This window comes from Serratia sp. CY47444, from assembly GCF_052168635.1.
Taxonomy (GTDB): Bacteria; Pseudomonadota; Gammaproteobacteria; order Enterobacterales; family Enterobacteriaceae; genus Serratia; species Serratia bockelmannii.
The window spans coordinates 164,630-187,443 of the sequence record NZ_JBJNMH010000005.1; the positions used below are offsets into that span (position 1 = coordinate 164,630).

A 22,814-nucleotide genomic window follows, 5' to 3' on the forward strand; every position below is an offset into this window, starting at 1 on the left:
AACGGGCGCGGCAACGGCCGCGCCCACTGTGATTACAGATCCGCCAGCAGAATTTTGGAGCGGCGCTGGTAGTTGTACAACGCCTGTTTCTGCATCGGCAGCACGTCGACCTCCGCCGGGGTAAAGCCACGTTCCTGGAACCAGTGGATGCTACGGGTGGTCAGCACGAACAGCTTCTTCAGCCCCATCTGGCGCGCCTGGTTTTCTACCCGCTGCAGCAGCATCTCGCCGCGCGAAGAACTGCGGTAATCGGGATGTACCGCGACACAGGCCATCTCACCGATTTTTTCCTCCAGGAACGGGTACAGTGCCGCACAGGCGATGGTCAGGTTGTCGCGTTCGATAATGGTGAACTTGTCTATCTCCATCTCCAGCTGTTCACGTGAACGGCGCACCAGAATACCCTGTTGTTCGAGCGGCCGGATCAGTTCCAGGATGCCGCCGATGTCGTTGATCGTCGCCCGGCGCACCTGCTCGGCGCTTTCCATCACGATTTGGGTGCCGATGCCGTCGCGCGAGAACAGCTCTTGCACCAGCGCGCCATCCTCCTGATAGCTGATCAAGTGGCTGCGGCGCACGCCGCTGCGGCAGCCTTTCACCGCGCCGCGCAGGAAGCGCACGGTGCCGGAATGGTAATCGCCGCCTTCCTCCAGTTCTTCAAGGCGCTTTTGCGCGTCGTTGGGGAACAGTTCGGAAAGGATATTGCCTTCTGCATCGGTCACGCCCTGTGAGGAGCAGAAACCGATCATTTTTTCCGCTTTCAGTTTGATCGCCAACTGGGTGGCCACTTCTTCCGAAGTCAGGTTGAAACTCTCGCCGGTGACTGAGACCGCGACCGGACCGATCAGCACGATGGCGTTGCTGTCGAGTTGGCGATGGATCGCTTCTTCATCGATGCGGCGAATGCGGCCGCTGTGGCAATAGTCGATGCCGTCATCGATACCCAGCGGCTGAGCGATGATGAAATTGCCGCTGACCACGTTAATGTGCGCGCCCTGCAGCGGCGTGTTGTTGAGGCTCATCGACAGGCGGGCGGTGATGTCCAGCTGCAACAAACCGGCGGCCTGCTTGACCAGTTCGAGCGTATGGGCGTCGGTTACGCGCGTGTGCTTGTGGTAGATCGGCTCAGAGTTATGCTGCGCCAGGTTGGCGTCGATCTGCGGCCGTGCGCCGTAAACCACTACCAGGCGGATGCCCAGACTATGCAACAGCCCGATATCGTTGACGATGTTGGAGAAATTCTCGTGTTCGATGGCTTCCCCGCCGAGCATGATGACAAACGTCTTGCCACGGTGGGCATTGATATAAGGGACTGAGTGACGGAATCCTTGCACCAGCTCTGTACTACGTTCCTTCACGGGCAAACCTCTTGTGAATATTTATACGATATTTTTGTATTTTTATTCTTTTATGGCGCTAATGGCAAGTGGGAAATCGTCATGAAGAGCGAGCTAAGGGCGCTAAATCGTTAATAAATTGAAAAACCATAAAAAGATTTTCTGATGACAGGGCTGGCATGATTGGTTAAAGTTTTTCGGCACCCCCATTTTATTGGTGTTTTTTTAATCTGTTGTAAACAGCTATTACTGCCGGAGCCGCATGCCAAACGCTAATCACAATCTGGGCCGCCGTCGTTTATTACAGGGCGTTGCCGCCAGCTGGTTGCTGAGTGTGAGTCGCACGGGCTTCGCCGCGTCGTCGCACGTGATTGCCGTGCGCGTCTGGCCATCCTCCACTTATACCCGCGTCACGCTGGAATCCAACGTCGAGCTGAAATACAAGCAGTTTGCCCTGACCAATCCCGATCGCGTGGTGGTGGATATCGAAGGCGTCCACCTCAACAGCGTGCTGAAAGGTATTGCCGGGCAGGTGCGCGCCGACGATCCGTATCTCAAGCAGGCGCGCGTCGGCCAGTTTGATCAGAATACCGTGCGGCTGGTGCTTGAGCTCAAGCAGAGCGTCAGCCCGCATATTTTCACGCTGGCGCCGGTACCGGAGTATCGCAACCGTCTGGTGATGGATCTCTACCCGACCAAGGGCGGCAGCGGCGGTGAGGAGTATGATCCGCTACTGGCGTTACTGGAAGATTACAACAAGGGCGATCTGGAGCGCACGCTGCCGCCGGAAGCGCCGCAGGCCGGCAAGGCGGGGCGCGATCGGCCGATCGTCATCATGCTGGATCCTGGCCACGGCGGCGAAGATCCCGGCGCTATCGGCAAGTACAAGACGCGCGAGAAAGATATCGTGCTGCAGATTGCCCGCAAGCTGAGCGCCATGATCAAGCGCGAGCCGAACATGAAAGTGTTCATGACGCGCAACGAAGATGTGTTTATCCCGCTCAAGGTGCGTGTCGCCAAGGCGCGCAAGCAGCGCGCCGATCTGTTCGTTTCGATTCACGCTGACGCCTTTACCAGCCGCGCCGCGCGCGGTTCATCGGTGTTCGCGTTGTCCACCAAGGGCGCCACCAGCTCGGCGGCCAAGTTCCTGGCGCAGACGCAGAACGCGTCGGACCAAATCGGCGGCGTCAGCAAGAGCGGCGACCGCTATCTCGACCATACCATGTTCGATCTGATCCAGACCGCGACCATCAACGACAGCCTGAAGTTCGGCAAGGAAGTATTGAATCGGATGGGGAAAATCAACCGGTTGCACAAGAATCGCGTCGATCAGGCCGGTTTTGCGGTGTTGAAGGCGCCGGATATCCCGTCGATCCTGGTAGAGACGGCATTTATCAGCAACATCGAAGAGGAGCGCAAGCTGCGCACCAGCCATTTCCAGCAGCAGGTGGCGGAGTCGATTCTGGCGGGGATCAAGGCTTATTTCGCCAACGGCGGCGCGCTGGCGAGCCGATAAAAGCAGGGCCGGGCGCGAGTCCGGCTATTTTTGCGGATTGCAGATACAAAAAAACACCCGGAAGGGTGCTTATCTGTTGTCATCAAGAGTTGGTTGCGGAGGCCGGATTTGAACCGACGACCTTCGGGTTATGAGCCCGACGAGCTACCAGGCTGCTCCACCCCGCGTCCGTCTTGATGCTGTATTACTACGAAACCACCGTTCATGTTATGCCGCTGGTACGACATTCGGTTGGTTGCGGGGGCCGGATTTGAACCGACGACCTTCGGGTTATGAGCCCGACGAGCTACCAGGCTGCTCCACCCCGCGTCCGTATAATACTTTGTTATCGAAGCCAAACGCAAATACCGCCAATGCGGCATCGGTTGGTTGCGGGGGCCGGATTTGAACCGACGACCTTCGGGTTATGAGCCCGACGAGCTACCAGGCTGCTCCACCCCGCGTCCGATGGATGCGCACTATACTCTCCGTGCGTTTTGTTGCAAACCCTTTTTGCATTTTATTGGCCTAAACCCGTTTTTCTGCTGGATTTGCCCGCAATTTGCCTTCTTTTTCATCACCATCCTCCGTGCGGCTTTTTTTATTTGCAGCGATTCCTTTATCAATGAGCGTTTGTTATCGTTCAGCCGGTAGATCATATCAGTTTGAGAGTGTGCGCGATGAAAGGACGTTGGGGCAAATACCTGCTGGGCGGGTTGTTGGTGGCGGTGTTGGCGGGCTGTTCGTCCAAGCCGACCGATCGGGGTCAGCAATATAAAGACGGCCGTCTGGATCAATCGCTGGAGCTGGTCAATCAGCCCAACGCCAAAGGTTCGCCGGTCAACGCCAAGGATTATTCGGATCAGCTGATGGAGATCAAGTACGCGTCGCCTTCGCTGTTTAACCGCAACAACAGCACCTATCAGGCGGTGCAAAGCTGGATGGCGTCCGGCGCCGACACGCGCATGCTGAGCCAGTACGGCCTCAGCGCTTACCAGATGGAAGGTGTCGACAATTACGGCAACGTGCAGTTTACCGGCTACTATACGCCGGTGGTGCAGGCGCGCTATACCCAACAGGGCGAGTTCCGCTATCCGCTGTACCGCATGCCGCCGAAGGGCAGAGGCCGCTTGCCGGATCGCGCGGGCATCTATTCCGGCGCGCTTGACGATCGCTATATCATCGCTTACACCAACTCGCTGATGGACAACTTCATGATGGAAGTCCAGGGCAGTGGCTATGTCGACTACGGCAACGGCCAGCCGCTGGTGTTCTTCGGCTACGGCGGCAAGAACGGCCACGCCTATCGCAGCATCGGCAAGGTGCTGATCGATCGCGGTGAAGTGGCCAAGGCGGACATGTCGATGCAGGCGATCCGTCAGTGGGCGGATACCCACAGCGCCGCAGAGGTGCGTGAGCTGCTGGAGCAGAACCCGTCGTTCGTGTTCTTCCGTCCGGAAGCTTTTGCGCCGGTGAAGGGCGCCAGTGCGGTGCCGCTGATCGCCAAAGCCTCGGTGGCCTCCGACCGTTCGCTGATCCCGGCGGGCACTACGCTGCTGGCCGAAGTGCCGCTGCTGGACAACAAGGGTAAATTCACGGGAAAATACGAGATGCGTCTGATGGTCGCACTCGACGTGGGCGGGGCCATCAAGGGCCAGCATTTTGACATGTATCAGGGCATCGGGCCGGATGCCGGCCACTCGGCGGGATACTACAACCACTATGGCCGCGTCTGGGTGCTGAAGAACAACGGTGGCGGTCAGTTGTTCAGCGCGAATCAGTCAACTGGCGGCGGTTCGTTGCTGGCCACTCGGTAAACGCATACGGCGTGAAAAGATTGACCCGCAAGGGCCGGATTTTCCGGCCCTTATCATTTGCATTACGAAGGTAATTAAAGCGTTATGAGCACAGCTTATTCGGAAGCCTATCTGCAGCGTTTCGGCGGCACGGCGCGATTGTACGGCCAGCAGGCGCTGGTGGTGTTCGCGCAGGCGCACGTCTGCGTGATCGGCATCGGCGGTGTGGGTTCCTGGGCGGCTGAGGCGCTGGCGCGCACCGGCATCGGCGCCATCACCCTGATCGACATGGATGATGTCTGCGTTACCAATACCAACCGCCAGATCCACGCGTTGCGCCAGCATGTCGGGCAATCGAAAACCGAGGTGATGGCGGAGCGTATCCTGGCGATCAACCCGGAATGCCGGGTGACCTGCATCGACGATTTCATCACCCCGGACAACGTCGCCGAGCTGCTGGACCATAACTTCAGCTACGTCATCGACGCGATCGACAGCGTGCGGCCGAAGGCGGCGTTGCTGTCATACTGCCGCCGCTTCAAGATCCCGGTGGTGACCACCGGCGGCGCCGGCGGTCAGGTCGATCCGACCAAAATCGAAGTGGCCGATCTGGCCAAAACCATCCAGGATCCGCTGGCCGCCAAGCTGCGCGAGCGGTTGAAGCACGATTTCAACGTGGTGAAAAACGGTAAGGGTAAGCTGGGCATCGACTGCGTCTTCTCCAGCGAACCGCTGGTTTACCCGCAGCCGGACGGTTCGGTGTGCGCTTCGCGCAGCACGGCGGAAGGGCCAAAAAGAATGGATTGCAGCGCGGGGTTCGGTGCGGCGACCATGGTTACCGCCACCTTCGGTTTCGTCGCCGTATCGCACGCGCTGAAAAAGATGGTGGCGAAGGCGGCGCGTCAGGCGTAACGGGCGGCGATCGCCTTGACGGCGGAGCCCAAGGCCGCCAGGCCGCTGGCGCGGGTGGCGCTCAGCTGCGCGCGCAATGCCAGACGGTCGAACAGCGCCAGCGGATCCAATGCGGCGATCTGCTGCGGCGTTTTTCCTTCCACTTCGGTCAGCACCACCGCCAGCAGGCCGCGCACGATGCGGCCCTCGCTGTCGCCATAGAAGTGCAGCGTGCCGTCTTCCAGCAATTGGTGCCCTAACCAGACACGGTTTTCACACCCGCTCAACGCCATTTCTTCACTGCGCAAGGCCTCCGGCAGCGGCGGTAGCCGTTTTGCGAGCATGATCAGCTGGCGGTAGCGGTCTTCCCACTGTTTCAGCGCGCTGAAGGTGGCAATCAAGGCTTCGGCGGTGATCTCTCGGCCAAAAGGATGGGGGGCGAGCATAGTGTCTCCGGAAATCACGTCAGTCGGCCAGCAGATCGAGGGCGTGAGTCAACGCGCTGACCAGCGTATCGACATCCTGTTGTGTATTGTAGGGGGCGAACGACGCGCGCAGCGTGCCGCTGACGCCTAATGCCGCCATCAGCGGCTGCGCGCAGTGCTGGCCGGCGCGCAGCGCAATGCCTTGCTCCGCCAGCAGCGTGACGATGTCGCTGTGGTGTATGCCGGCGACATCGAACGCCAGCAGGCTGGAGCCGGAGCTGCGGAAGCTGCGAAAGCCCGGCAGCTGCGCCAACCGCTGTTCGGCCTGATCCGCCAGCTCGCGGCTGTAGCGCTCCGCCGCCGCCATGTCCTGTTCGCTGAGCCAGGTGAGTGCGGCGGCCAACCCCAGCACGCCGGCGATGTTTGGCGTGCCGGCTTCGAAACAGTGCGGCGGCTTTTGTGGGGTAAAACCGTCGAACGACGCCTGGGTCAGCATCTTGCCGCCGCCTTGCCAGGGGGCCATCTGCGCCAGCAGCTCGGCTTTGCCGTACAGCGCGCCGATGCCGGTCGGGCCATACAGCTTGTGGCCGGAGAAGGCGTAGAAATCGATATCGAGCCGCTGTACGTCGGCCGGGCCGTGAACCACGCCCTGAGCGCCGTCAATCATCACGTGCGCGCCGGCGGCATGCGCCATGGCGATTGCCGGTGCCAGATCCGGGCAGCCGCCGGTGACGTTGGACATTTGCCCCAGCGCCAAAAGGCGGGTTTTGTCGTTGAGCAGGGCGGGCAGCTGCGTCAAATCCGGCAACCGATCGGCGCCGATGGGCAGTTTCACCACCCGCGCGCCGGTTTGTTCCGCCACCATCAGCCAGGGGATCAGGTTAGCGTGGTGTTCCGCTTCGCTCACCAGGATTTCATCGCCCGGCAGCAGACGCGGGCGCAGGTAGCTCTGCGCCACCAGGTTGATCGCCTCGGTGGTGCCGCGCGTCCAGACGATGTCGTCGGCCGACGGCGCATTGATCAATTTCGCCACCTGGCCGCGTGCCTGCTCGAAGCGGGCAGTCAGATCCTGCGCCGCCCGATGCTGGCTGCGGTGCACGGTGGCGGCGTCATCGCGATAAAATTGCTGCGTGGCGTCGATGACCGCCTGCGGTTTCAACGCGGTGGCGGCGCTGTCCAGATAGATACCATCCTGCGCGAGCGCGGGAAACTGTTGGCGAAAAAGGCTGGGGTTAAAAGGCGTCATACCCTGATTGTCACTGGCTTGAGTCGATGGGTGATCCTGTCCTATTTTGCCGCCGGAGACAAGCGATCCTGCCTATTAGGACTTATCGCCTGGCAAAATTGGAAAAGTTTGTTATGCTATTAAATGTGCGCTTATTAATCGCATCTATACACATAAAAGGTATTTATCAGCATTTAAAACTAAAAAGGAGTCCTCAATGAAGAAAACAGCCGCAGTTCTCTCTGCCCTGATGCTTACGTTCACCCTGGCCGCCTGTTCCAGCAACTACGTGATGCATACCAATGACGGACGCACCATTGTCGCTGACGGCAAGCCAAAAGTGGACAACGATACCGGCATGATCAGCTATAAAGACGCTAACGGCGTCGAGCAGCAGATCAACCGCGCCGATGTGAAAGAGATGGTTGAAAGCAACCAGTAACCGTCAGGCAAAAAAAAGCACCGCAAGTTTTGCGGTGCTGCATAAAATCACTATGGACAGACAGGGTAAATGTACAGGAAGTGAAAAAACAGTAGCCTAGCTACCATGTCCGGAATCGCCGGACAATTTGCAAACACAACATCACAACCACAAGCCAAAAGTTCATCGGCGTCCTCGACACCCACTCCCTTTTCGTTCCGGCCCGGGAAGTGCCGCCACTATAGGTATTTGCTGGCGCATCCTCAACGGACAAATTATAATGGCTCGGATTAAAAAAACTAATGGCAATACGCCGTTAGCGTTTACCGATGGCTTGCCACACAAAGCCGCCCGATTTTCGGCGCCGAATCATTCGGATTAATGTTACACAAAAGTAGCTAATTTAATGTCTAAACGCTTACCTCCCCTCAATGCGCTGCGCGTGTTCGATGCGGCCGCTCGCCACCTGAGTTTCACCAAGGCGGCGGAAGAGTTGTTCGTGACCCAGGCCGCGGTGAGCCACCAGATCAAGTCGCTGGAGGACTTTCTCGGACTGAAGCTGTTTCGCCGGCGCAATCGCTCGCTGCTGCTGACCGAAGAGGGCCAAAGTTACTACCTCGATATCAAGGAGATTTTCTCTTCGATCAACGAGGCGACGCGCAAGCTGCAGGCGCGTAGCGCCAAGGGGGCATTGACCGTCAGTCTGCCGCCGAGCTTCGCCATTCAGTGGCTGGTGCCACGGCTGTCCGGCTTTAACTCAGCTTATCCGGGCATCGACGTGCGCATCCAGGCGGTGGACCGCGAAGAGGACAAGCTGGCGGACGACGTCGACGTGGCGATTTTCTACGGCCGCGGCAACTGGCCGGGACTGCGCGCCGAGCGCCTGTATGCGGAATATTTGCTGCCGGTGTGTTCGCCGAGCCTGCTGACCGGCGATCATCCGCTGAAAACCGCAGAGGATCTGGCTTATCATACGTTGCTGCATGACGTTTCACGCCGCGACTGGCTGGCCTATACGCGCCAGCTGGGGTTGCAGCACATCAACGTGCAGCAGGGGCCGATCTTCAGCCACAGCGCCATGGTGGTGCAGGCGGCAGTGCACGGTCAGGGCGTGGCGCTGGTGAACAACGTGATGGCGCAAACCGAGATTGAAGCCGGTCGCCTGGTGTGCCCGTTCAACGATGTGCTGGTCAGTAAAAACGCTTTTTATCTGGTATGTCATGACAGCCAGGCAGAACTGGGTAAAATAGCCGCCTTCCGGCAGTGGATCCTGGCGCGTGCCGCCAGCGAACAAGAGAAGTTCCGCTTCCGCTACGAACAATAAGGCCGGCCGCCGCCTTGCCGCGGCCGGTGATTTTTAATGGGATAGATCACGATGAGCAGCCGTTCCATGCTGGTTTTCGCCGCTATCAGCGGCTTTGTGTTTGTCGCGTTGGGCGCATTCGGCGCGCATGTGTTAAGCGGTACGCTCGGCGCCAATGAAATGGCCTGGATCCGTACCGGGCTGGAGTATCAGGGGTTCCACACCCTGGCCATCCTGGCGCTGGCGGTCGCGATGCAGCGCCGCGTGAGCCTGTGGTTTTACTGGAGCGGAGCGCTGTTGGCGTTCGGCACCGTGTTGTTCAGCGGCAGCCTCTATTGCCTGGCGCTGTCGCACCTGAAGGTCTGGGTATATATCACGCCGGTTGGCGGCGTGTGCTTCCTGATCGGCTGGATATTGATGTTGATTGGCGCTTTGCGTCTGAGGAAAAAGGCCGAGCGCCATGAATAAGATTGCGTTGTACTGCCGCCCCGGCTTTGAAAAAGAGTGTGCGGCAGAGATCACCGACAAAGCCGCCCAGTTGGAGATTTACGGCTTTGCACGGGTAAAAGAGCACAGCGGTTACGTGCTGTTCGAATGCTATCAGCCGGACGATGCCGATCGCCTGGCGCGGGAGATTCCGTTCCGCGAACTGATTTTCGCCCGCCAGATGATCGTGGTGGGTGAGCTGCTGCGCGATCTGCCACCGGAGGATCGGGTATCGCCGATCGTTGGCATGCTGATCGGCGTGGTTGATCGCGGCGGCGAGCTGCGGGTGGAAGTGCCGGACACCAACGAAAGCAAAGAGCTGATGAAATTCTGCCGCAAATTGACGGTGCCGCTGCGCGCCGCGATGCGCGAGCAGAAGGTGCTGATGGCGCGCGAGAACCCGACTCGCCCGGTGGTGCACGTGTTCTTCATCGCGCCGGGCTGCTGCTACGTCGGTTACTCCTACAGCAACAACAACTCGCCGTTCTACATGGGCATTCCGCGTCTGCGCTTCCCAGCCGATGCGCCGAGCCGTTCGACGCTGAAGCTGGAAGAAGCGTTCCACGTGTTCATCCCCGCCGACGAGTGGGACGAACGCCTGGCCAGCGGCATGCACGCGGTCGATCTGGGCGCCTGCCCGGGCGGCTGGACCTATCAGCTGGTGAAACGCAGCATGATGGTGCATTCGGTGGATAACGGCCCGATGGCGCCGAGCCTGATGGAAACCGGCCAGGTGACGCACCACCGCGCCGACGGCTTCAAGTTCGAGCCGAACAGCAGCAAAATCTACTGGCTGGTGTGCGACATGGTGGAGAAACCGGCGAAAGTGACCAGCCTGATGATTCAGTGGCTGGTGAAAGGTTGGTGCCGCGAAGCGATCTTTAACCTCAAGCTGCCGATGAAAAAGCGCTATGAGGAAGTGTCGCAAAACCTGATGAGCATCCGCGAAGCGCTGGGCGCTGCCGGCATCAGCGTCGAAGTGCACGCCAAACAGCTGTATCACGACCGCGAAGAGATCACCGTACACGTGCGCCGCATGTGGTCGGCGGTGCCGGGTCGGCGCGACGAGCGCGATTAATCGCGTTAAACCTGATGAAGGGCGCTGCTTGCAGCGCCCTTATTGTATCGGCAGACGCAGCTGCTGCAGGTTGCCGTCCAGCGACAGATCGGTGCGCAGCGTGGCGACTTGTTTGCTGACGTAGGCCAGCTCGCGGTGCTGCTCCAGCTTGCCGCGCCATTTTTCCGGCACCTGTTCCAGGTGCTGATAAAGCCCATCCAGATTACCCGATTGCTGCAACAGCAGCACGGCGGTCTTCGGCCCGATGCCCGCCACGCCGGGGATCTTGCTGCTGCCGATCCCCGCCAGCCCCCAATAGTCCGGTAGCTGCTGCGGCTGTACGCCGAATTCCTGTTGCACGAAAGGCATATCTAGCCAGCGTTTTTGGAAGTAATCGCGGATCTGTACGTTCGGCGCCAGCAGTTGGCAATAGCCTTTGTCGGTGGAGACGATGGTCACCTGATGGCCGCCGCCGGCGACTTTCGCCGCCAGCGTGGCCGCCAGATCGTCCGCTTCGTTGCCGGGCGAATGCCAGCTGGCGACGCCCAGCTCGGCGAAGGCCTCGCGCAGCTGCGGCATCTCCTGCTGCAGGTTTTCCGGCATCGGCGAACGCCCGGCCTTGTAGTCCGGCAGAATTTGGTGACGCCAGCTATCGCTGCGATCGTCCTCGTCGAATACCGCTACCGCGTGGGTCGGGCGGCTGTGCTGGAGAAGCTGCTGCAGCGCGTGGCGGCAGGCGTTGACGCAAGGGGAGCCCTGCACGGCGTGAATGCGGCGGATGAGGTTCAGGGCGTCGACAATCAGTAGGTGTATCATCATGGGCAATAAGGTCAGTAAAAACAGGGCGGCTGTTACGCCGCCCGGGATTGAGGATCAGGCGACGATTTCGTAGCAGGGCACATAGGCGCTGCCCGGCAGTTTCATGCGGTGCTGGGCGACAAAGCCCTGCAACAGGCTGTCCATTTGTTTCATCATTTGCGGTTCGCCGTGCAGCTTGTACGGGCCGAACTGCTCGATGGCGTGGATGCCGTTTTCCTTCACGTTGCCGGCCACGATGCCGGAGAACGCGCGGCGCAGCGCGGCGGCCAATTGCTCCGGCGGCTGGTTCGGATACAGATTGAGGTTCGCCATGTTCTCGTGGGTCGGCTCGAACGGCAGCTGCAGATCCGGCGCGATGCGGATCGACCAGTTAAAGCTGTAGGCGTCGCCGGTGTTGCGGCGGTTTTCCTTCACCAGCGGCATGGCTTTCTTCATCTGCCGCGCCACTTCCGCCGGATCGTCGATGATAATGGTGTAGTGACGGCGCGCCGCGTCGCCCAGCGTGTTCATGATGAACTCGTCCAGCACGCGGAAGTAGTCGGCGCTCTCTTTCGGCCCGGTCAGGATCAGCGGCAGCACCTGTTCGCTGTTCTCCGGATTCATCAGGATACCCAGCAGGTACAGCAGCTCTTCGGCGGTGCCGACGCCGCCAGGGAAGATGATGATGCCGTGCGCGATGCGCACGAACGCTTCCAGACGTTTTTCGATGTCCGGCATGATCACCAGCTCGTTCACCAGCGGGTTAGGCGGCTCGGCGGCGATGATCGACGGCTCGGTCATGCCGATGAAGCGGCTGTTGTGGTAACGCTGCTGTGCGTGACCGACCGCTGCGCCTTTCATCGGCGCTTCCATGGCGCCCGGCCCGCAGCCGGTGCAGATGTTCAACTCGCGCAGGCCCAGCTGGCTGCCGACCTTGCGCGCGTACAGGTATTCGTTCTCGTTGATTGAGTGGCCGCCCCAGCACACCACCATGTTGGGATCTTCATCCAGATGCAGCGTGCGTGCATTGCGCAGGATCGAGAACACCAGGTTGGTGATGTGGGCCGAGTTTTCCAGGTTCAGATGCTGGAAACGGCCGGCGCTGGCGATTTGGCCGTGCACGAACAGGATGTCGCGCAACACGGCGAACAGGTTGGCCTGCAATGAACGGATGATGCGGCCGTCGACGAACGCCTCTTCCGGCGGGTTGACCAGCTCCAGTTTCACGCCACGCTCGCGGCGCAGCACGTTGATATCGAAGGTTTCATAGCGCGACAGCAGCTGTTTGCTGTTGTCGGTTTGGCTGCCGGAGTTCAACACGGCCAGCGAACAGTTGCGGAACAGGCGGTACAGGTCGCTGCTGGCAGTGCGTTTCAGCATGTCTACTTCCAGCTGCGACAATAAATCCATAGAGCCAAGCGGGCTGATGTGTGTAATCAAGGTAACTCCTTTGCACCCGGTGCGGGGCGGTAGTAATCCATACGCAGCAAAACAGCATCTCGTTATGGTTGGTGTACTGCGGTGCAACGGGCGTTCTGCCCGGCTGCAGCCTCGTTTTAACCTTACCGCCGTCCCTGCGCTTTTACCAACACAAACCGCTCGTTAGCTCAGTTGTTGAGCAATGTTTCGCACTTATTGGCGCGCCAGGCGGCCGTGCTCGGGAGTGAACGCGACGTTGCTGCGCCACGGGTTGATGTCCAGCCCGCCGCGACGGGTGTAGCGGGCGTAAACCGTCAGGCTCTGCGGCCGGCAGTAGCGCATCAAATCATTGAAGATGCGCTCGACGCACTGTTCGTGGAATTCGTTGTGGTGGCGGAAGGAGACCAGGTAGCGCAGGAGCGCTTCGCGATCGATCTTGCCGCCGCGATAGCTTATCTGCACCGAGCCCCAGTCCGGTTGATGGGTGATCAGGCAGTTGGACTTCAGCAGGTGGCTGACCAATTGCTCTTCCACTGCCTCTTCACCGACGGCGTTTAACAGGTAGTCGGCGTTGAACTCATAATTGTCGATGCGGATATCCTGTTGGTCGATGCAGTCGCCGGCCAGACGGGCGATCGGCGTGCCTTCCAACTGCTCGACGCTGAACAGGGTGACGCTGACTTCGCCCTGGGCGCAGGCGGACAGATCGCGTTGCAGGGTGCTGCGCACCGTTTCCCCATCGGCGAACGGCGTTTGGTTGAAGCTGTTGAGATACAGCTTGAAGCTTTTCGATTCGATCAGGTTCAGGCTGTCGGCATTGAGGCTGATCTCGCCGACCGCCACCTGCGGCAGCCCGTTGGCGTTCAGCCAGGAGAGTTCGTACAGCGTCCAGATGTCCGCGCCGTGGAAGGGCAGGTTGTCGGGATACAGCCCCAGCGGCTCGCGGTTCATGCTGCGCGGCACCGCCTGCAGCAGCGTGGCGTCGTAGCGATCGCGGTAGGCGGTGGGTTTGCCCAGCGTCAGCCCCGACAGGGCCTGGTGGTCTTGATATGAGGACATCTGCTGTCACCTCGGTCAGAGATAGGTACAATGGCCGTCAGTTTAACGTATGCGAGAAAGAATATGGACCATGATGTATCGCACGCCCTGCGTGAATTCACTCAACGCTATGTCGAGTTGTGGCAGCAAGAGCGCGGCCACGCGCCGGCCAGCGAGGCGCTGTACGGCGTGCCGTCGCCCTGCATCGTGGAGAATCGCGAGGACGACGTGCTGTGGTTGCCGCAGCCTTTCGAACCGGCGGCGACGCTGGAGAAGGTAGAGGCCGCGCTGGAGCTGCGTTTGCAGCCGGACGCGCACCGTTTCTACACGCAGCAATACGCGGGTGACATGAGCGCGCAATTTGGGGAACATCGCCTAAGCCTGCTGCAGGTCTGGAGTGAAGAGGATTTTATCCGCCTGCAGGAGAACCTGATCGGCCATCTGGTGACGCAAAAGCGCCTCAAACTGTCACCGACTCTCTTCCTGGCGACCACCGAATCCGAGATGACGATGGTGTCGCTGTGCAACGTCAGCGGCAACGTGGTACTGGAGCAGTTCGGCAGCGATAAGCGCACCTTGTTGGCGGCGACGCTCGGGAATTTCCTCGATGCGCTGCGCCCTATGCTGGACTGAAGCGCGGCGGATTCGCCGTCGCCCGTGTGAGAGATCTCTCACACGGGCTGTGAGATATCGCTCTTAATTTTTCCCACCTTTTTCCAGGCTATGAGATTATTGTTATCCAGATCAATTGGTTAGAATTTCTTTAGGATAACTCTTAGTCTTAATTTAGTGTGAGACACCTCCCAAACCCTTGTGATTCCGGGGAATTTAAGCGATCTTATCGTTACCGGAACGGAACCGGCGGAGCAGGAAAGCATCAGGATGATGCAGCTTCAGGAAGAAGAAAGGGATGCGCTCAGGTAGAGCGAAGGATGGCGTCAGGAGATGCCCAGGATGTTTCAGGATAGAAACCAGGGACACCTCCAGGACGGAGATTGAGAGCCGACACAGGACTGTCGGCGGGTCAGGAAGGCTGAGGAACCGCGTCAGGACGATGCTGCAGGATGATGCAAGGATCACTTGGTCAGGATGGCCGCAGGAAAAGTTTTCAAGGATTGAGCAGGGAGCACACTGTGTAGCGGGATAGCTATAAAACGAACCGGGGGCACTGTTAACGCAGTGCCCCCAACTTTTTGTTCTCTCCCGCCGTGCGTGCTCCTCTGCTTAATCCATCGCCAGCGTTAACCAATCGCGCCCAGCGTATCGCCTGCGCCCTGTTTTTTCGGCAGCAGGAACAGCGTGGCGTAGATATCCAGCAGGTAAATCGCCGCCAGCAGGCTGATGGCGGCGGTAAATGACACCTGCGTCACCAGCGCACCGATTACCAATGGCCCCAGGCCGCCGACGCCGCGCCCCAGATTGAACAGGATGTTTTGCGCGGTGGCGCGCGCCTGTACCGGGTAGGTATCGGAAATCAATGCGCCGTAGCCGCCGATCATGCCGTTGACGAACATGCCCATCACGGCGCCGGCGAACAGCATCAGCATCGGATCGCTCAACTGAGCGTAACCGATCACCATCACTACCGCGCCTACCTGATACAACACGAAAATCTTCCAGCGGGCGAAGCGATCGGCCAGCACGCCAAACAGCCAGATACCGAACGTCATGCCGACCACCGTCACCGCCGTCCACAGGCCGGACTTGGTGAGTGAGAAGCCGAAGTTTTTCGCCAGGTAAGTCGGCATCCAGATCATCAGCCCGTAGTAACCGAAGTTTTGCACCGAACAGAGAATGAAGATGCCGATGCTGGCCTTGCTGGTAGCGCGATCCTTAAACAGCAGGCGCAAACGCTGCAGGAAGGAGAGCGGCCGCCCGGCGTCTTTCTGCCGCACGAACGCCTCCGGCTCGCCCAGCGTGCGGCGGATCAGGAATGACGCCAGCGCCGGCAGCAGACCGACCAGGAACATACCGCGCCAGCCGATGTGTTCCAGCAGCAGCGGCGTCAGGAAGGCGGCTGCCAGCACGCCCAATTGCCAGCCCATGCCGACGTAAGCCGAAGCGCGGTTGCGTTTCTCCGCCGGCCAGGCTTCGGCGATCAGCGCCATGCCGATGCCGAATTCGCCGCCCAGCCCGATGCCTGCCAGGGTGCGATAGGCCAGCAGATCCCAATACCCTTGCGCCACGGCGCACAGGCCGGTGAACAGGGAAAACATCAGAATGGTGATGGTCAGCACCCGGATGCGGCCGAAACGATCGCTAAGGTGGCCGAAGATCACGCCGCCCAGCACCGCGCCGATCAGCGTCCAGGTGACCAGTGAACCGGCGGCCGATGAGGTTAATCCTAATTCGATGCTGATAGCCGGCAGCATAAAGCCGAGGATCAGCAGGTCAAACCCGTCCATGGCATACCCGGTGACCGAAGCCAGCATGGCTTTACCGGGCGTCGCGTGGTTTTTTTTCTCTGTTATTACGGACATGAATCTTTATCTGTGTGGTGAATTCGGTGGCCCTATTGTGCCGCGCGGCGGCGATCGCCACCAGATAAAAACGGCAGCCGGTCTCGGGCGCGCCAAATTTGGACTATAAAAATGCTATGCTTTGCCGCCTTTCAGCCAGCGAGCTGAATACCATAATGAAAAGAGATCGGGAATGCAGATGAGTATACATAACCAGGTGCGCCGCAGTTTGCAGGCGATTGAACAATCCATGCGCGATCTGGCGCTGTGGCAGGCCGCGCCGCCTGAGCATGAGGCTTTTTCCAGCACCGAGCCGTTCTGTATCGACAGCATGTCGGCCGAAGCCTGGCTGCAGTGGGTGTTTCTGCCGCGCATGTATGCGCTGCTGGACGCCCAAGCGCCGCTGCCGACGCGCTTCGCCATCACGCCTTATTTCGAAGAGGCGCTGAAAGATCGTGAGCCGAGCAGCCTGCCGCTGCTGGTGCTGCTGCAACAGCTGGATTTGATGTTGAATAAAGAGCCGTAATCCGCCGGCGGCGCGCAGATTTTTGCCGTCCGGCAGTGTAGAGTACTCGCGCGGATGCCGGGCAGGAGAGCCGACGGTGTCTTTCGGCTCGGTTGAACCGCGACGGTTGACCGGGGGCTGCATTAGGATGATGAGGTGCTGCAATAATGGATTTATTAAGGTTTATCCTGCGTTTGCCTTTTACCCTGGTTAAGGGCGTTTGTCGCCTGCTGGGTGGGGTGTTGTCGCTGTTGGGACGGTTGCTGAGACCGCTGGTCGGCAACCTCAGCTGGCGCGCGCCGGCCTGGTGGGCTGCGCTGCCGCGCGGTTTCTTGCGGCTCGAAAGCGGCGTGGATAAACACCCGAAAGCGATCGGTCTGGGCCTGCTGCTGCTGGCGGGGGCCGCGGGCGGCGCGTTTTACGGTTGGCACTGGTGGCAAAATCGGCCCCAGCCCATCGAGCCGGCGCCGTTGGTGGTTCAGGAGATCAGCGCCGAGGTGGCCAACCCCGAGCCGATAGATTACGCCGCCGCCCGGCAGGCGCCGCAAACGGTGAGCCTGACCTTCAGCGGCTCGGTCGCGCCGATCGCCGTGGTGGGTAAAACCGTGAGCGCCGGTATCACCCTCAAACCGACGGCGGAAGGGCAGTGGGCGTGGAGCAATGAATCAACGCTGGTGTTCTCGCCGAAAAAACCGCTGCCGATGGGGGCGAAATATGAGGTGGCCCTGGAGCCCGCCACCTTGCTGGCGCCGCAGGTCAAGCTCGCCAAAACCCGCTATGCCTTCACCGTGCCCGCGTTCGATTACCGTCTGGGGCAGGCCGAGTATTACCGCGATCCACAGAATGCACAGAAACGCAGCGCGATTTTCAATCTGCAGTTCAACGCGCCGGTTGACGTCGCCAGCTTTGAAAAACAGATTTCGCTGGGATTGAAGGAAGGCAGCACGTCCTCCGAGAAAAAGCTGAACTTCTCTCTGGTCTATGACGAGAAAAAACTGAACGCCTGGGTGCATTCCGAACCGCTTCAGGCGCTGGATCAGGGCGGCGCGGTGCATCTGACCGTCGGTAAGGGCGTTAAATCGACGGCGACCGGCAACGCTGTCGAAGAGGCGAAAAGCAACTGGGTCAAGGTACCCACCCTCTACAGCCTGGCGCTGAGTGACGCCAGCGCTCAGGTCGTGGACACCGACGGCGGCCAAGGGCAGCGTGCGCTGGTGGTCGGTTTCAGCGATGCGGTGAAGGATAAAGAGTTGGTGCGGGCCACCAAAGCCTGGCTGCTGCCGCAGCATGATCCGAGCGATGCCGAGGCCGCCAACGATGCCGAAGACTTCTATCAATGGACGGTCGACAGCGTCGGCAAAAACGTGCTGGCGCAGGCGACGCCACTGCCGTTGACGCTTAACGAGGCGGAAGAGGCCTATCAACCGCAGTTCAGCTTCCGTTTCGACGCTCCGGCGCACCGCTTTGTGTTGCTCGAGATAGACAACCAGCTGGTCTCTGTCGGCGGTTACAAGATGCCGAAGAAGGTTTATCGGGTGGTCGAAGTGCCGGAGTTCCCGAAATCGCTGCAGTTCATGTCGCAGGGCTCGCTGCTGTCGGTTAACGGCGACAAGCAGATCAGCGTGGCGGCGCGTAACGTGGCGGGCCTGCGGCTGGACATCAAACGGGTGATCCCGAGCCAGCTGCAGCACATTGTCTCCTTCAAAAGTCGGGACTACTCGTCCACGGAATTCAACCGTCTCAACGACGAATATTTCACCGAGCATTTCAAATACCAAACGGCGCTCAACAACGAGCGGCCGGGGGAAGTGAACTATCAGGGCATCGATCTCTCCCGTTATCTCTCCACCAACGCCAGCTCCCATCGCGGGGTATTCCTGCTGACGCTGTCCGAATGGCAGCCGAACCGAAAACCGGCGGCGGAAGAGGCGGGCACCGAGCAGGATCAGGAACAAGATGAAAGCGAAGGGGAAGAGCAGCCCGACGTCGGCGATTCGCGCTTTGTGGTGGTGACCGATCTGGGCATCGTCGCCAAGAGCTCGCAGGATAAGACGCGCGATGTCTTTGTGCAGTCGATCCAAAGCGGCGCACCGGTCAGCGGCGCCACCGTGTCGGTAGTGGCCAAAAACGGCGTGACGCTGCTCAGCCAAACCACCGGTGCCGACGGCCACGTGCGTTTCCCGGCGCTCGATGTATACACCAACGAGCGCCAGCCGGTGATGTTCCTGGTGGAAAAGGAAGGGGATGTCTCCTTCCTGCCGACCGGTAGCTATAACGATCGCGGGCTGGACTTCTCGCGCTTCGACGTCGCCGGTGAACAAACGCCGACCGATCCGCGCACCCTCAGCAGTTATCTATTCTCCGATCGCGGCGTTTATCGGCCGGGGGATACTTTCAATATTGGCCTGATCACCCGCGCCGCCGACTGGGGCGTTGGCCTGGCCGGCGTGCCGGTGCGTGCCGAAATTCGCGATCCGCGCGACAAGCTGATGTCCACCGTACCGCTGACGCTGGGCGCCAGCGGTTTCAACGAGCTGAGCTATACCACCGATGAAAACTCACCGACCGGCGAGTGGAACGTCTATCTGTATCTGATCGGCAAAAACAACGATACCTCCACGCTGCTCGGCCATACCGCGGTCAATGTGAAGGAGTTCGAACCGGATCAGCTGAAAGTGAAGCTGGCGTTGACGCCGGACCGCCAGCAAGGCTGGGTAAAACCGTCTGAGCTGAAGGCCAGCATCGACGTGCAGAACCTGTTCGGCACCCCGGCGCAAGATCGCCGCGTGACCACCAGGCTGACGCTGCGGCCGATGTATCCGAGCTTCGATCGCTTCCCGGATTATGCGTTCTACGAAAACCGGCAAAACAGCGACGGGTTCGAAACCGAGCTGGAAGATCGCACCACCGATGAGCATGGCGCGGCCGATATTCCGCTCGATCTGAAATCCTACGCCGACGCGACCTATCAGCTGCAGCTGTTGTCGGAGGCGTTCGTCGCCGGCGGCGGGCGTTCGGTGGCGGCTACCGCCCGTACGCTGGTTTCGCCTTACGATTATCTGATTGGGGTGAAGGCCGACGGCGATCTGGGCTACATCAATCGCGACGCGGAGCGGCATCTGAATGTGATCGCCATCGATCCGGCCCTGAAACAGATCGCCATGCCGAATCTGAAGCAGGTGCTGATCGAACAGAAATACATTTCGGTGCTGACCAAACAGGATTCGGGCGTTTACAAATACCAGTCGAAGATGAAGGAAGTGCAGCTGTCGGAACAGCCGCTGGCGCTGAGCGAGCAGGGCGCGGATCTGCGGCTGACGACTGATAAGCCGGGCGACTTCGTGCTGGTGATTGAAGATGCGCAGGGCAAGACGCTCAACCGCGTCGCCTACAGCGTGGCCGGCAACGCCAACCTGAGCCGTTCGCTGGATCGCAACGCCGAACTGAAGCTGAAACTGAACCAGGCGGAATACCAGCCGGGCGAGGAGATCGAGGTGGCGATTAACGCGCCTTATACCGGCAGCGGTTTGATCACCATCGAGAAGGACAAAGTTTACGCCTGGCAGTGGTTCCACAGCGATACCACCAGCTCGGTGCAGACGATCCGCGTGCCGGCCGGCATGGAGGGCAACGGCTACATCAACGTGCAGTTCGTGCGCGACATCAACTCCAGCGAGATCTTCATGAGCCCGCTGAGTTACGGCGTGATGCCGTTCAAGATCAGCACCAAGGCGCGCCAAAACAGCCTCGAGGTGACGGCGCCGGCGGTCATCAAGCCGGGTGAAAACCTGACGATGACGGTCAAGACCGATGCGCCGCAGCAGGTGGCGCTGTTCGCCGTCGATGAGGGCATTCTGCAGGTGGCGCGTTATCGCCTGAAGGATCCGCTGGAGTTCTTCTTCAGCAAGCGCGAACTGAACGTGAGCAGCTCGCAGATCCTCGATCTGATCCTGCCGGAATTCAGCAAGCTGATGGCGCTGACCGCGGCGCCGGGCGGCGATGCGGGCGAAGGGCTGGATCTCAACCTCAACCCGTTCAAGCGCAAGCGCGATAAGCCGGTGGCCTATTGGTCCGGCATTACCGAGGTCAGCGGCGAGAAACAGTTCGTCTATCCGGTGCCGGATTACTTCAACGGCAAGATCCGCGTCATGGCGATTTCGGTGACGCCGGAGAAAATCGGCAAGGCGCAAACCGCCGCTACGGTGCGCGACAGCTTCATCATGACGCCGAACGTGCCGGCGATGGTGGCGCCGGGCGATGAGTTCGACGTCAGCGTGGGCATCAGCAACAACCTCGAAGGGCTGAACGGCCAGTCGGCAGCCATCAACGTCCTGCTGACGCCGCCGCCGCAATTGGAGGTGGTGGGCAACGCGACGCAAAGCCTGACGCTGGCGGAAAAACGCGAGGGCGTGATCGCTTTCCGCCTGCGCGCCAAAGCCGTTTTGGGCGATGCGCCGCTGGTGTTCGACGCCCGTTACGGCGACCAGGCCAGCCGCCGCACCGTCAGCACCTCGGTGCGGCCGGCGGCGCCGTACCGCACCCAGTCGGTGATGGGGCGCATGAGTGGCAGCAGCCAGAACGTCGATGGCCTGCGCCAGATGTTCGATGCTTTCGCGCAGCGCCGGGCGGCGGTGTCGAATTCACCGCTGGTGCTGACCAATGGGCTGGCGCAATACCTGGCGGATTACCCATATTACTGTTCCGAGCAGATCGTCAGCCGTTCCATTCCGCTGATGCTGCAGAGCCGTCACCCAGAGATGAAAAGCAGCCTGAGCCAGGCGGAAGTCAGCAAGCAGCTGCGCAATCTGCTTGGCGTGCTGCGCGCCCGCCAGAACGACAGCGGGGCGATCGGCGCCTGGCGTTCATCGCCGGATGCCGATCCTTTCGTCACGCCTTATGTGGTGCAATATCTGCTCGAAGCCAAAGCGGCGGGCTACGCCCTGCCGGAAGGCATGCTGGATGAAGCCAACGGCGTGTTGCGCGAGCTGGCGGCCAGCGGGTTCGACGATCTGTATCTGCTGCGCCTGCGCAGCTGGGCGGTTTACCTGCTGACGCTGCAGGGCGAAGTGACCACCAACTCGCTGGCGGCGGTGCAGGATACGCTGCAAAAACGCTATGGCGAGGAGTGGAAAACCGACCTGAGCGCGCTGTATCTGGCCTCTTCCTATCGCCTGTTGAAGATGGACGACGAAGCCGTCGCGTTGCTGCAACCGAGCTGGCAGCAACTGAGCAAAGCCTATGACAGCGCCTGGTGGACGCAGAACTATTTCGATCCGCTGGTGCAGGATGCGACGCGGCTGTATTTGATTACCCGTCACTTCCCTGAGAAGGTGGCGTCGATTCCGCCGCAGGTGCTGGAGAACATGGTCAAGGCGCTGAAAGAAGAGCGTTACACCACGTACTCCTCTGCAATGAGCATCCTGGCGCTGGAAAGCTATTCGACTGAGGTGGCGGCGCAATCCGCCAATGCGGACGCGTTAGGCATCGTGCAGGTGGGCAAAAGCGGCAGCGAGCCGCAGCGCATCAGTGAGCTGCAGGGGCTGTTCGTTCAGGGGCAGTTTAACGCCGATGCCACCGCCGTGCGCTTCACCAACGGCGGCAATGCGCCGGCCTGGTATGTGGTGACGCAGGCCGGTTACGATCTGAATGCGCCGCAAAAAGCGCTGTCGCGCGGCATTGAGATTGTCCGCGATTACACCGACGAGCAAGGCAAAGCGGTGACGCAGGTGACGCTGGGGCAGAAGATCAACGTCCATCTGAAGGTGCGCGCCAACTCGAAAGAGGGGCAGAGCAACCTGGCGATCGTCGATCTGCTGCCGGGCGGGTTCGAAGTGGTGCAGCAGACGCCGCCGGAACCGGCCGATACCGGCGAGGAGAGCGACGATCGCGGCGGCTGGCAGTCGCCGCTGGCCGCCACCGGCTCCACCTGGGCGCCGGATTACAGCGATATCCGCGAAGATCGGGTGATTATCTACGGCAGCGCTGGCACCGAGGTGCAGGAGTTCGTCTATCAGATCAAGGCCACCAATACCGGCAGCTTTATTGTTCCACCGGCCTACGGCGAAGCCATGTACGACCGTGAAGTGCAGGCCATGTCGGCCGGCGGCGGCAAGCTGGTGGTGGTGCCGGCGGGCAACGACTAGGCCATATCCGGCGCCA

At 60.2% G+C, this 22,814-nt stretch carries 17 protein-coding genes and 3 tRNA genes; 10 read left to right on the plus strand and 10 right to left on the minus strand.

The window, feature by feature from the left end:
• Positions 1–32: 32 nt before the first annotated feature.
• Positions 33–1,358 (minus strand): amino-acid N-acetyltransferase, encoded by a 1,326-nt coding sequence (gene argA / locus ACJ8IL_RS10105; RefSeq protein ID WP_025304056.1) that lies wholly within the window; start codon positions 1,356–1,358, stop codon positions 33–35.
• A gap of 241 nt (positions 1,359–1,599) precedes the next feature.
• Here argA and amiC point away from each other — a divergent pair, with 241 nt between their 5' ends.
• The gene (amiC, locus tag ACJ8IL_RS10110) at positions 1,600–2,853 is read left to right on the plus strand and encodes an N-acetylmuramoyl-L-alanine amidase AmiC (RefSeq protein ID WP_004931882.1); all 1,254 of its coding nucleotides are present in this window, start codon (positions 1,600–1,602) and stop codon (positions 2,851–2,853) included.
• Between the two features lie 90 nt (positions 2,854–2,943).
• Here the strand turns inward: amiC and ACJ8IL_RS10115 are convergent.
• The 3 genes from ACJ8IL_RS10115 to ACJ8IL_RS10125 all read right to left on the minus strand — a co-directional run bounded on the left by ACJ8IL_RS10115 (position 2,944) and on the right by ACJ8IL_RS10125 (position 3,296).
• Positions 2,944–3,020: transfer RNA gene (locus ACJ8IL_RS10115), tRNA-Met, on the minus strand.
• A gap of 65 nt (positions 3,021–3,085) precedes the next feature.
• A tRNA-Met gene (locus ACJ8IL_RS10120) sits at positions 3,086–3,162 on the minus strand.
• A gap of 57 nt (positions 3,163–3,219) precedes the next feature.
• Positions 3,220–3,296, minus strand: a tRNA-Met gene (locus tag ACJ8IL_RS10125).
• Between the two features lie 216 nt (positions 3,297–3,512).
• Between ACJ8IL_RS10125 and mltA the strand changes: the two genes are divergently transcribed.
• The gene (mltA, locus tag ACJ8IL_RS10130) at positions 3,513–4,649 is read left to right on the plus strand and encodes a murein transglycosylase A (protein WP_060435082.1); all 1,137 of its coding nucleotides are present in this window, start codon (positions 3,513–3,515) and stop codon (positions 4,647–4,649) included.
• A gap of 84 nt (positions 4,650–4,733) precedes the next feature.
• Positions 4,734–5,540 carry a tRNA cyclic N6-threonylcarbamoyladenosine(37) synthase TcdA gene (gene tcdA / locus ACJ8IL_RS10135; protein WP_089196216.1) on the plus strand — a complete coding sequence of 269 codons (807 nt, stop codon included), beginning with the start codon at positions 4,734–4,736 and terminating at the stop codon, positions 5,538–5,540.
• On the opposite strand, the gene csdE is transcribed toward tcdA, so the two are convergent.
• On the minus strand, positions 5,531–5,965 hold the full coding sequence (gene csdE, locus ACJ8IL_RS10140; RefSeq protein ID WP_442516524.1) for a cysteine desulfurase sulfur acceptor subunit CsdE: 435 nt from the start codon (positions 5,963–5,965) through the stop codon (positions 5,531–5,533). The two genes, tcdA and csdE, sit on opposite strands and share 10 nt — an antisense overlap.
• A gap of 19 nt (positions 5,966–5,984) precedes the next feature.
• Positions 5,985–7,190 carry a cysteine desulfurase CsdA gene (gene csdA, locus ACJ8IL_RS10145; RefSeq protein WP_141998858.1) on the minus strand — a complete coding sequence of 402 codons (1,206 nt, stop codon included), beginning with the start codon at positions 7,188–7,190 and terminating at the stop codon, positions 5,985–5,987.
• A gap of 196 nt (positions 7,191–7,386) precedes the next feature.
• On the opposite strand from csdA, the gene ACJ8IL_RS10150 reads away from it, so the two are divergent.
• From ACJ8IL_RS10150 to rlmM, 4 genes are all read left to right on the plus strand, one after another.
• Positions 7,387–7,611: a YgdI/YgdR family lipoprotein gene (locus tag ACJ8IL_RS10150; RefSeq protein WP_025304050.1), complete on the plus strand. Its 225-nt coding sequence runs from the start codon at positions 7,387–7,389 to the stop codon at positions 7,609–7,611.
• A 385-nt stretch (positions 7,612–7,996) separates the two neighbouring features.
• Positions 7,997–8,914 carry a transcriptional regulator GcvA gene (locus ACJ8IL_RS10155; protein WP_025304049.1) on the plus strand — a complete coding sequence of 306 codons (918 nt, stop codon included), beginning with the start codon at positions 7,997–7,999 and terminating at the stop codon, positions 8,912–8,914.
• 51 nt (positions 8,915–8,965) lie between these two features.
• Positions 8,966–9,361 (plus strand): DUF423 domain-containing protein, encoded by a 396-nt coding sequence (locus ACJ8IL_RS10160; RefSeq protein ID WP_004931896.1) that lies wholly within the window; start codon positions 8,966–8,968, stop codon positions 9,359–9,361.
• Entirely contained in the window at positions 9,354–10,457 is a 1,104-nt protein-coding gene (gene rlmM / locus ACJ8IL_RS10165) for a 23S rRNA (cytidine(2498)-2'-O)-methyltransferase RlmM (protein ID WP_019455735.1), read from the plus strand. The genes ACJ8IL_RS10160 and rlmM overlap by 8 nt, the downstream gene beginning before the upstream one ends.
• Before the next feature lie 39 nt (positions 10,458–10,496).
• On the opposite strand, the gene xni is transcribed toward rlmM, so the two are convergent.
• The 3 genes from xni to queF all read right to left on the minus strand — a co-directional run bounded on the left by xni (position 10,497) and on the right by queF (position 13,712).
• Positions 10,497–11,255, minus strand: coding sequence for a flap endonuclease Xni (gene xni, locus ACJ8IL_RS10170; RefSeq protein WP_281041913.1), 759 nt, complete (start codon positions 11,253–11,255; stop codon positions 10,497–10,499).
• Positions 11,256–11,309: 54 nt separating this feature from the next.
• On the minus strand, positions 11,310–12,674 hold the full coding sequence (ppnN, locus tag ACJ8IL_RS10175; protein ID WP_049206164.1) for a nucleotide 5'-monophosphate nucleosidase PpnN: 1,365 nt from the start codon (positions 12,672–12,674) through the stop codon (positions 11,310–11,312).
• Between the two features lie 192 nt (positions 12,675–12,866).
• A complete protein-coding gene (gene queF, locus ACJ8IL_RS10180) occupies positions 12,867–13,712 on the minus strand; it encodes an NADPH-dependent 7-cyano-7-deazaguanine reductase QueF (RefSeq protein ID WP_049296155.1) in 846 nt (281 codons plus the stop codon).
• A gap of 63 nt (positions 13,713–13,775) precedes the next feature.
• On the opposite strand from queF, the gene syd reads away from it, so the two are divergent.
• On the plus strand, positions 13,776–14,324 hold the full coding sequence (gene syd / locus ACJ8IL_RS10185; protein ID WP_089196212.1) for a SecY-interacting protein: 549 nt from the start codon (positions 13,776–13,778) through the stop codon (positions 14,322–14,324).
• Positions 14,325–14,932: 608 nt separating this feature from the next.
• On the opposite strand, the gene ACJ8IL_RS10190 is transcribed toward syd, so the two are convergent.
• Positions 14,933–16,171, minus strand: a complete 1,239-nt coding sequence (locus ACJ8IL_RS10190) for an MFS transporter (protein ID WP_025304044.1) — start codon at positions 16,169–16,171, stop codon at positions 14,933–14,935.
• A 178-nt stretch (positions 16,172–16,349) separates the two neighbouring features.
• Here ACJ8IL_RS10190 and ACJ8IL_RS10195 point away from each other — a divergent pair, with 178 nt between their 5' ends.
• A complete protein-coding gene (locus ACJ8IL_RS10195) occupies positions 16,350–16,676 on the plus strand; it encodes a YqcC family protein (protein ID WP_025304043.1) in 327 nt (108 codons plus the stop codon).
• Positions 16,677–16,822: 146 nt separating this feature from the next.
• Positions 16,823–22,798 carry an alpha-2-macroglobulin family protein gene (locus tag ACJ8IL_RS10200; RefSeq protein ID WP_442516525.1) on the plus strand — a complete coding sequence of 1,992 codons (5,976 nt, stop codon included), beginning with the start codon at positions 16,823–16,825 and terminating at the stop codon, positions 22,796–22,798.
• Positions 22,799–22,814 lie beyond the last annotated feature (16 nt).

Excerpts from the sequence above, each read along its gene's own strand:
- amiC (WP_004931882.1), top strand. The coding sequence starts at position 1,600 with ATGCCAAACGCTAATCACAATCTGGGCCGCCGTCGTTTATTACAGGGC.
- mltA (WP_060435082.1), top strand. The coding sequence starts at position 3,513 with ATGAAAGGACGTTGGGGCAAATACCTGCTGGGCGGGTTGTTGGTGGCG.
- tcdA (WP_089196216.1), top strand. The coding sequence starts at position 4,734 with ATGAGCACAGCTTATTCGGAAGCCTATCTGCAGCGTTTCGGCGGCACG.
- csdE (WP_442516524.1), bottom strand. The coding sequence starts at position 5,965 with ATGCTCGCCCCCCATCCTTTTGGCCGAGAGATCACCGCCGAAGCCTTG.
- csdA (WP_141998858.1), bottom strand. The coding sequence starts at position 7,190 with ATGACGCCTTTTAACCCCAGCCTTTTTCGCCAACAGTTTCCCGCGCTC.
- ACJ8IL_RS10150 (WP_025304050.1), top strand. The coding sequence starts at position 7,387 with ATGAAGAAAACAGCCGCAGTTCTCTCTGCCCTGATGCTTACGTTCACC.
- ACJ8IL_RS10155 (WP_025304049.1), top strand. The coding sequence starts at position 7,997 with ATGTCTAAACGCTTACCTCCCCTCAATGCGCTGCGCGTGTTCGATGCG.
- ACJ8IL_RS10160 (WP_004931896.1), top strand. The coding sequence starts at position 8,966 with ATGAGCAGCCGTTCCATGCTGGTTTTCGCCGCTATCAGCGGCTTTGTG.
- rlmM (WP_019455735.1), top strand. The coding sequence starts at position 9,354 with ATGAATAAGATTGCGTTGTACTGCCGCCCCGGCTTTGAAAAAGAGTGT.
- xni (WP_281041913.1), bottom strand. The coding sequence starts at position 11,255 with ATGATGATACACCTACTGATTGTCGACGCCCTGAACCTCATCCGCCGC.
- queF (WP_049296155.1), bottom strand. The coding sequence starts at position 13,712 with ATGTCCTCATATCAAGACCACCAGGCCCTGTCGGGGCTGACGCTGGGC.
- syd (WP_089196212.1), top strand. The coding sequence starts at position 13,776 with ATGGACCATGATGTATCGCACGCCCTGCGTGAATTCACTCAACGCTAT.
- ACJ8IL_RS10190 (WP_025304044.1), bottom strand. The coding sequence starts at position 16,171 with ATGTCCGTAATAACAGAGAAAAAAAACCACGCGACGCCCGGTAAAGCC.
- ACJ8IL_RS10195 (WP_025304043.1), top strand. The coding sequence starts at position 16,350 with ATGAGTATACATAACCAGGTGCGCCGCAGTTTGCAGGCGATTGAACAA.
- ACJ8IL_RS10200 (WP_442516525.1), top strand. The coding sequence starts at position 16,823 with ATGGATTTATTAAGGTTTATCCTGCGTTTGCCTTTTACCCTGGTTAAG.